Source organism: Bacillus sp. JJ634 (assembly GCF_036962285.1).
Lineage (GTDB): Bacteria > Bacillota > Bacilli > Bacillales > DSM-1321 > Peribacillus > Peribacillus asahii_A.
On sequence record NZ_JBALMU010000233.1, the window covers coordinates 1 to 1,204 of the forward strand.

The 1,204-nt window shown below is 33.0% G+C and carries 2 protein-coding genes; both read right to left on the bottom strand.

Features of this window, described 5'->3' with window-relative positions:
* Window positions 1-57 precede the first annotated feature (57 nt).
* Complete coding sequence (locus tag V7068_RS22430; protein WP_499714633.1) at window positions 58-441, bottom strand: retropepsin-like aspartic protease; 384 nt, start codon at window positions 439-441, stop codon at window positions 58-60.
* A complete protein-coding gene (locus tag V7068_RS22435) occupies window positions 441-698 on the bottom strand; it encodes a hypothetical protein (RefSeq protein ID WP_499714634.1) in 258 nt (85 codons plus the stop codon). The genes V7068_RS22430 and V7068_RS22435 overlap by 1 nt, the downstream gene beginning before the upstream one ends.
* Window positions 699-1,204 lie beyond the last annotated feature (506 nt).

Here is a 1,204-nt window from a genome sequence, read left to right on the forward strand (position 1 = left end):
ATACTATTACTCTAAAAATTAAAAGACAAGTACAGAATAATCGTCTATACTTGCCCTTTAATTAAACTCTATTATTAGTTTGTCTATATGAATGATTGCTTTTATTACCTGTAAAAAATCCAGCCCAATAATACCATCTAAATCAAAACCATAATTCATTGCCCCGACTTCTAACGGAAAATCTCTTATCTCTGCTTGTCCAATTTTGATTGAATCAACCGTTTTAGAAAAGACAAATTCTGAACCACCAACTCCACTGATACGATATATCATGTCATCTTCTTCAGCAATTATTCCTATCGACTCGGCTAAATCTGTTGAAATAATTGTACCTCCTGAACCTGTGTCAACTAAAACACGCTTAATCCATAATGATTGTCCTCTAAATGTTAATTCCATATCCGTAATTAATAGCCCACCTTCAATGATTAACCTTTTCACTACCGCCTCACACCTACCCACTTTTTCTCAATGATATTGGGATTCTTACGATTAGTATGAAGAACATATAATTCACGAGTAGGATTTTCACGATGAAGTTCTTGATAAGCTTTCATTGCATCTGGAGAATTAGAGAATTTCTTTAAAGGAGCAACATCTTGTAAAATACGCTCACTTTCCTCATTCGTATAAGCTTGTACAGCTTCAATCAATACCCATTGTTCCGGGAACGCTTGACATACATCCTCCCACTTCATTTGAGTCACCTCCGAAGGTATTTATATCTATTTTATCATGTTAAGATTCATTTTTAATAACCTTGCTATTAATTGCTTTTTCATTACAGACTCCCGTTACATAAATTAAAATTTTCATGACGCTTTTTAAACGAATAGCGAGTATTATATAACCATCTCTAGTATAAATACAACCCCAAATATTAATAGACACAAAAAGCTATTACATCTTTTTAATTTACACATTGTTTATCGCCACCATCTTGTACGATATCGTTTGTTTATAGCATCTGCCCTGTCCATAAGTATCCCTGCCTTGTAAAGTGGTAAACGGAATATGGCACTATTCGGAAAAGACATCATGACCGAGATTTTACAAATGAAAGGGAGTGAATGATTTCACTCTCTTCTATTATGTATAGGTTTTATTACATAATACGATTAATTTGGTAAATACTTTCAAAATCTGACACCATTCTCATGAAGCACTTATCTACTAAATTCCAATCATCTAAAACGTTTATTAT

Bases quoted from the DNA above. Each gene is read 5' to 3' on its own strand.
- V7068_RS22435 (WP_499714634.1), bottom strand. From the start codon at position 698: ATGAAGTGGGAGGATGTATGTCAAGCGTTCCCGGAACAATGGGTATTG.